The organism is Dolichospermum lemmermannii CS-548, assembly GCF_028330815.1.
Lineage (GTDB): Bacteria > Cyanobacteriota > Cyanobacteriia > Cyanobacteriales > Nostocaceae > Dolichospermum > Dolichospermum lemmermannii.
In genome coordinates this window covers 1-7755 of record NZ_JAQMTJ010000019.1, presented here as the reverse complement: position 1 = coordinate 7755, position 7755 = coordinate 1, and the positions used below count along the sequence as shown (strand labels likewise).

General features: G+C 43.0%; 6 protein-coding genes. 2 read left to right on the top strand and 4 right to left on the bottom strand.

What is annotated here, in order from left to right:
- Positions 1-227 (bottom strand): transposase (locus tag PN450_RS00855; protein WP_271835084.1); only part of this gene is annotated, 227 nt, incomplete at its 3' end.
- Between the two features lie 54 nt (positions 228-281).
- Here PN450_RS00855 and PN450_RS00850 point away from each other — a divergent pair.
- Complete coding sequence (locus PN450_RS00850) at positions 282-449, top strand: hypothetical protein (protein ID WP_200863821.1); 168 nt, start codon at positions 282-284, stop codon at positions 447-449.
- Between the two features lie 108 nt (positions 450-557).
- On the top strand, positions 558-779 hold the full coding sequence (locus PN450_RS00845) for a tetratricopeptide repeat protein (RefSeq protein ID WP_271835082.1): 222 nt from the start codon (positions 558-560) through the stop codon (positions 777-779).
- Positions 780-788: 9 nt separating this feature from the next.
- Here the strand turns inward: PN450_RS00845 and PN450_RS00840 are convergent, their stop codons facing one another.
- The 3 genes from PN450_RS00840 to PN450_RS00830 form a co-directional block, all read right to left on the bottom strand.
- Entirely contained in the window at positions 789-2108 is a 1320-nt protein-coding gene (locus tag PN450_RS00840; RefSeq protein ID WP_271835081.1) for an MFS transporter, read from the bottom strand.
- A 158-nt stretch (positions 2109-2266) separates the two neighbouring features.
- Positions 2267-7234 carry a non-ribosomal peptide synthetase gene (locus PN450_RS00835; RefSeq protein WP_271835080.1) on the bottom strand — a complete coding sequence of 1656 codons (4968 nt, stop codon included), beginning with the start codon at positions 7232-7234 and terminating at the stop codon, positions 2267-2269.
- Positions 7234-7755 (bottom strand): phosphopantetheine-binding protein (locus PN450_RS00830; protein WP_271835078.1); only part of this gene is annotated, 522 nt, incomplete at its 5' end. The genes PN450_RS00835 and PN450_RS00830, both read right to left, overlap by 1 nt.

Genomic DNA, 7755 nt, shown 5'->3' with positions numbered 1-7755 from the left:
TTATTAGACCCCTTTAGTTTTCTGCTAACGCTACGCTGTAAACGTTTCATGCGTTTACTCTTATGGCGGTAGGCTTTAGGATTCTCGAATACTTCACCATTACTGCAAACTGCTAACTCCTTAATTCCTATGTCAACGCCAATGGTCTGTCTGTCTGCAAGTATAGGAGGTTTTTCAATCTCGTATTTAACAGAAATAAACCATTTATCAGCCTGTCTAGAAATCACGCAATTATTGTTGTGCTATGATGTCTAGTATATCAGATATATTAGGATTTGGCAATGCCTCGGATTAAATTTAAACCACAAAATAAAGTGGCCTACGATAAATCACCCTTGCAATTTAAGGTTTTACCTGGAGTCAGAGAAAAAATTAAAACCGTCCCTAACTGGCAGCAACGGTTAAGGGAATTTGTTGATCAACTCATTGAAGACTTGGACAAACAGTAATATATGGATAGTTAGGGGTAGAAATTATCAAGCTGTTTCTACCCCTAAATTTGCTACAGTTTAAGTAAGTGAACAGGAAAATTTAAAGGTATGTAACGGTATGTAAAGTTGTCTCAATGCGATATTCTGATTGAGTTTCAGCCATTTTACAAAACTCAATACCCCTCATTTTTATTTTGTTCACCTACTTACAATGGTCTAGGCGCTGCCCTGAGAGACCAGAAGAAATTAGAACAGGCTGTTGCTGCTTACCAAAAAGCCATTGAACTTGACCCTAAAGGTTATTTAATCCACGATCCTTACATCCATCAAGAGTTGCACTTTATTTAATCCTCATTCCTAAATGACATCAGGCAATTCGTCTTCAATAAACCACAAGCGAGGATATCGGTAAGCTGCAAAAGTTACAAGTATGGCTATAATTTCCATCGTAATAAATAGCAGACCAATACCGCGACCTGTCCCTACTCCAATGATTTCTCCGATGCTTCCTGCCAATAGACCGTTCTTCGCCATTAAAGGCTCGAAAATTCGCTCTGCTAGAGGGACAGCAACAACATAAGCTAGCGGGATACATAACATCCAAATCATTCTAATTGTAGCAAAGACCCTGCCCTGAACTTCGGGAGTCACTTTTCGGAGGAAGATCGCGTCGCAACAGCCATTGATGATTGGTATGCTGAAGAAAAGCAAGAAATTGAGTAGGGCGAAGAGTGGCAAAGAAGTGCGTAAACCAAATGCTAAGATGATCATATGAGCGAAAAGATCGAAAGCAAAAATGCCACGGATCAGCGATCTGGGTCCCCCCGAAATAGTCATCGCCAGATTGCCCAGCACCATCCCCACACCGCCAATGGATTGAATGGTTCCGAGTTCTGTAACTGAAGCGAATGTTAGTACCAAGGGTGTGAGCAAAACCTCAAACACTCCCGTAACAAAGTTGTCCAGCGCGAATAAAATCAGCAGCACTAACAGTCCGGGGCGAACGGCAATGTAAGTCCAGCCATAAACCACGTCTTGCCAGATAGAAGCTTTTCCATCTTCTGAAACCGCAGCCGTCTTAGTGTTAGGAAAGCGAACGAGTAACAGAGTTGTGAGGGCAAACAGGAAGGTAACAAGGTCAATTAGGATGACACCTTGAAGCTTTACAATTCCTAGCAAGACTCCTCCCAGTAGAGGCGAGATTAGCTGGGCGCAGGCTTCTCCTGACCGAACTACGCAGCTAGCACGCGGCAGGTATTTCTTTGGGATAAGCATTGATGTGGAAGCAGTGTAAGCTGGCAACTGAAAGGCTTTGAAGACAGAACTGAGACTAACGGCTAGGTAGATGTGCCAAATTTCCAGGCTTCCGGTAGCGAGTAATAGGGCGAGCACAGCTGTAGTTATGCCGGCACCAGAGTCAGAAACAATCATGCACCAGCGCCGATTCCAACGGTCTACCAATGCACCAGCTACCGGAGAAATCAGGATACAGGGTAGCATGGCAGATAACAAAATCAGAGAGAATTGAGTGACTGAACCTGTACGCTGGTAAACCCACACTCCCAATGCAAAGCTAGTCAGACCGGACCCGGTTAGGGATACCAGTTGTCCGAACCAAACGATCAGAAAAACACCGATTCCACCTGTAAAGGGTCGAAGCTTAAGAAGCTTATTCATACTATTTTAAGTAGGTTAGCATTGAAAATTGTCGTTATGGCACTAGGCAAGAGGCAAGAGTGAAGAGGGTTTGGCCGATTTTACTTTTCGTTACATATTTCGGTTTTTTTCCGTTCACCTACTTAAATTTGTCAATGAAAATTTCTGCTATTTGGCGTTTATTTCGGCTCGACTGGCAACACATAGCCTTCACAATGCAAGTCGGCGGACTGAAAGCCCAACTGTTCTAAACCTTGATAATGCTGCACGCAAGTTTCTAGATTCAGTAATCCTACAGTGGGTTTCATATAGTCAAATCGAGTTGAGAGCAGACTGGACAGAACGCAACCCATTATGTGTTGGGAATTGGTTGGCACATATTCTTTCCATAAAGCTTCATTCAGGTTATTTTTTATCCATTCGGGTAGATGAATGACCGTTTCTATCTGCTGAGGTGCTAGAAGAACTCCTCCTTCGGTAAAGAGAATATCTTTCTGTTTCTCAAAGCGCTTAATTGCCTGTTCTGGGGAGAAGCAGTGTGGGCCAGAATCATCGACAATTAAAGTACCAGGTTTCACCCGTTCGATGTCGAGGATGTCTGGTACGTTGGTAGCGCCAATTATTAAAGTAGCGTCGTAGATTTCCGGCGGAAGTTCTGATGTTGATGTCGCTATTTGGATAGAACCTCGAAAACCTAAATCGCTGATGAGTTCGCGTTGAATATTTTGAATTGATTCCAGTTTACTGTAAACATCGCATAGGATAATGTTCGATGGATGCGGCAAGCATTTTAACATCAAGCGCAGGGTATTAAGACCAATCGAACCTAAACCGATGAATGCTACTTTCTCCTGCTCTAAAGAACGGTTGCTAAAGAGTAAAATTTTCTTAATCGTCAACACAACAGCAGAGCAGGTTGTAGCGTGTCCTGTAGTGATTTTTGGTAAGTCGGTACGTCCCTCAACAGCTTTGAGAATGGCACGACCGTAATCTGTTGCAGAGGGAATCAAACCTGTTAAAGAAACAGTTTTAGCACCGAGTCGCCCTGCCATTTCTAAAGCTTCAACAGTCATTTGTACGAGTTTCTGTGGGTCGCTGTATAGTTCATCCTCGAATATAGGCAGGGTTAAGCCTGCTATTCGACCCCATTTAGTCTCCATCACAGTATCCCACATCGGCAGGTTGTCAAACCAATTTTGAAGGATTTCATTGCGAGTTACGCTAGTTCCTTTTAGTGGGGAGAGAGGAAGATAACCCAGAGCGGCTGAGTCAATTGGTGCTATTTTTCCTACTGCAAACAAGGACAATAAGGAGCGCTGTTCTAGTTGGAAAAACGGAGATATGTCTGTAGTTTTGGTAAAAGATGCGGTCATAGTTTCCTCAATTTTCGCTTGGGGTTTTTCTGGAGTAAAAGATGTATTTTGGGTAGACAACTTCCAAAGCACTTGTGCTAATTCAGCTATAGTGGGGTAACTAAATAAAAGCTTGACTGAAACTTTAAGGTTCATCTCTACTGAAAGCTTAGATAACAGTGAAATAGCTTGCAGTGAATGTCCTCCCAGTTCAAAGAAATTATCATTGATTCCCACTTTTTTTAATCCCAAGAGTTCAGCCCAGATAGCAGCCAGTTTTGTTTCAGTAGGGGTGCGCGGTGAGACAAAATTATCTTCTCCTTCCTTGTCGAAACTCTCCAGTGGGGGTAAGGCGCGATGGTTTATTTTCCCGTTTGGAGTTAGGGGTAGTGCTTTCATTAGTACAAAACTGCTTGGCAGCAGATGATCGGGTAGCTTTTGTTTTAAGTAGTCGCGCAGGGAACCGCTGAGTGTGCGCTGTAAAGTTTTCCACAAGCCTTGAGTGTCCAACTGATAGGTTATACTTTGGTCAACTTTAGCCTGTTCGGAAAATGTAAGATTAAAACTAACCTCGACCTGTGGTGGACGCAACCACGCTACTGTCCCAGAAAGCCAACGCGGTTCGCTCTCTCCAGGCAGCAGCAGATGCAGGCGGACGTGTTGACCTTCAGTAATAGTAGTTGGCGTTGGCATACCCACTAGATCAACAGCGCCATTGGAGATATTTTCTGTGTGGAGTTTGATGGAGTTACCGTCTATTTCTAGTTGGCATTCACTGTGATAGGGGATGCGCTCTAGGATGAGGTTAGAGACGACATAAGCGACGAGGCGCTTGTTGCCTGGTGTGTCTTCTCGGCAAATGACTACTGCTTGGAGTACATTCGGGTGTTGTGCTAATAGTGCTTCAACTTCTCCCAGTTCGATGCGGAAGCCACGTATTTTTACTTGGTTATCAATACGACCAATAAATTCGATATTACCATCTGGTAGATAACGTGCCTTATCCCCTGTTTTATAGAGGCGGGAACCGGGTTCCTTGCTAAAAGGGTTGGGAATAAATTTTTCTTCAGTTAAATCAGGTTGGTTTAAGTAGCCTCTTGCTAGTCCATCTCCACCAATGTATAATTCTCCTGGAATGCCAATCGGTACAGGTTGCAAAGACCGATCTAATACGTAGGTTTGAACATTCCGAATCGGACGACCAATCGGCAATGCTGCTGATGCTGTTTTTGCTGCTGATAAATCGTATATTGTGGCTCCTATAGTAGCTTCGGTCGGTCCGTAATTATTCACCAGACTCACTCGTTGTCCCACATACTCCAACCAAGTTTGCAATCGTTCGATTAGGGCTTTTTCTCCACCAATAATTACCAATCGTAATGACAGAGGGAGGGTAAACTTTTCTTGACTCAAGAAAAGGGTTAGTTCATGCCAGTAGGCTGTCGGTAGTACTAGAACAGTTAATTTCCAATCCCTGCACTTCTGCAAAAATATACCAACTGAGTCCAGCATGGAATCAGTACGCAAGACAAGGGTTGCACCTGATGTCAAGCTGGTATAGATTTCTTCAGCACTAACATCAAAACTGATCGAGGAGAATTGTAAAATGCGATCTGCGCTCCCCGCAGCAGCGAAGCTATCGCACTTCTTTATCCCATATTCAATATTGACGGCAGTGATATAATTTACAACAGACAGATGTGGGATGGTTACTCCCTTTGGTTTTCCAGTCGAGCCGGATGTATAAATGACATAAGCTAAGTTCTGGGTATTTACGGTATCACCAATATTTTTCTCACTGTATTCGGAGATCGCCTCCCATTGTGTATCCAGACAAACTACCTGTGCTTCATGCTTGGGCAGCTTGTCAACTAACCGTTGTTGAGTCAGCAGCACTGGCACAGCCGAGTCTTCTAACATAAAAGCCAAGCGTTCTTGAGGATACATTGGGTCAAGCGGAACGTATGCGCCTCCAGCTTTCAGGATACCCAAGATTCCTACTATCATCTCTAGAGAACGTTCTACACAGATACCCACTAAAGTTTCTGGTTTCACGCCTAGTGTTTGTAAATAGTGCGCTAATTGGTTAGCTTTGGCATTTAGTTCTCGGTAGGTTAACTGCTCGTCTTTAAAGATGACTGCTACTGCGTCTGGTGTTTGTTCTACTTGCGCTTCAAATAATTGATGAATACATAGATTGTGAGGATAGTTAAGTTGGGTTTTATTCCACTCCACTAATAACTTGTGTTGCTCAATCGCACTCAAAATTGGTAAATTTGATAGCTTTTGTTCTGGATTCCCGACAATACCTGCTAACAGCGTTTGCCAATGCTGTACCATACGGGTAATAGTCGCTGCATCAAATAGGTCTGTACTGTATTCAAATGCCCCTGTTAAACCCTGCTCGGTTTTCTGCAAAGATAAGCCTAAATCAAACTTAGCAGTATGATTTACTCCAGCATCAGATATATTAATTGTTAAATCTTTGAGGGTAATAGTAGATACTGACTCATGTTCCAAAGCAAAATCTATTTGAAACAAGGGTGTGTAGCTTAAGTTACGCTCTGGGTGCAGTGCTTCTACTAACTTCTCAAAAGGCAGGTTTTGATGATCGTAAGCTTCTATTACTACTTTTTTAACTTGTTGTAATAACTGGAGAAATGTAGGGTTGTCTGATAAATCAGTGCGTAGAACCAAATTATTGACAAAAAAACCAATCATTCCTTGGATTTGAGAGTGCTGACGATTAGCAACTGGAGTGCCAACAACGATATCTGACTGGTTGGTGTAGCGATAGAGTAATATTTTAAATGCTGTGAGTAGCAGCATAAAAAGTGTGACTCCCTGCTGCTGACTCAAACTTACGAGTGCATCACTAATGTTTTGCTCAATGCTAAAAACTTGCGTGGCTCCGCAAAAGGATTGTACCGCTGTTCGGGGGCGATCGCTTGGCAATTCTAACAAAGTTGGCATTAGAGCTAGTTTTTGCTGCCAGTAAGCGAGTTGAGACTCTAGAACTTCTCCTTGTAACCACTGCTGTTGCCACACAGCAAAGTCTACATACTGAAGGTGTATTTCTGGTAAATTTGGCGTATGATGCTCCACATAAGCAGAGTAAGCTGTGGTTAACTCCTTCAAAAAGATATTGACAGACCAAGCATCAAAGATAATGTGGTGAATTGTTAGTAGTAGAACACTTTCTGTTGGGGTAAGCTGGACTAGCTGTGTCCGCAGTAGAGGATCTTGAGCGAGATCAAATACATACTTAGCTGCATCTGAAGCTAATTTCTGATACTCTAGCTCCTGTTCACTTGCTGGTAGAGGACGCAAATCTATGACTGGCAATGTAAAATCTCTAGTGGCAGCAATCGCCCCAAGGGGTTCTCCATTTACGGTAATAAAGTTAGTGCGGAAGATTTCGTGGCGATTGATGAGTAATTGCAAGCTTGACTCTAAGGCGGCAATATTGAGTTGACCCCTAAACTGCAAGCTAAACGGCATATTATAGGAGGGGCTGTGAGGCTGTAGTTGGTTGACAAACCAAAGACGTTGTTGGGCAAACGAGAGAGGAAAAGTATTGTTCTCTGTTCTGGATATAGGAGCGATCGCAGTAATATTAGTTTGAAGATTCGCTTGTTGTAAAAACGAGATAATCTCAGTTTTGCGATCGCTAATTGCTGATTTTAGCTTGGGGGTGAGAGTTCCTTCAGGAGCATTGCAACGAAGGTGATCGCCTTCAATAAATAGGTTAATATCCAGCCTACGGAGGTAGTTAACAAACTCAATTGTATTCATTAAAATTCCACTTCTTCTCTGGTAGAGACTGTATTGTTGCTAGTGTCAAGACTTTGGTTTACCCAAGAAATTGCTTCAATGTAGTTAGAAAGACTAGCTACAGTAGGATCTTCAAACAACTTAGATAAGGGCAACTCTACCCGACAGGCATCATTCACTTGTAAGAGCAGTTGAGTTGCTAGTAAAGAATGTCCACCCAATTCAAAAAAATTATCATTTATACCCACTTGTGATACTCGCAAGACTTTTTCCCAAATGGATGCAACCAATTCCTCTGTAGGAGTCTGAGGAGCTACAAAAGTCGGTTCCAGTTCGGGTCTTAATTCAGGTTGGGGGAGGGCGCGACGGTCTACTTTGCCATTGGGTGTTAGTGGTAGTGTCTCCAGCACAACAAAAGCACTAGGCATCATGTAGTCGGGCAGTTGCGCTTTTAAGAAGTGGCGTAGGTCACTATTTGTGGGTGCTGGCTCTTGATGCGGGACAAGATAAGCTACTAATTGTTTGTCACCTGCACTGTTTTC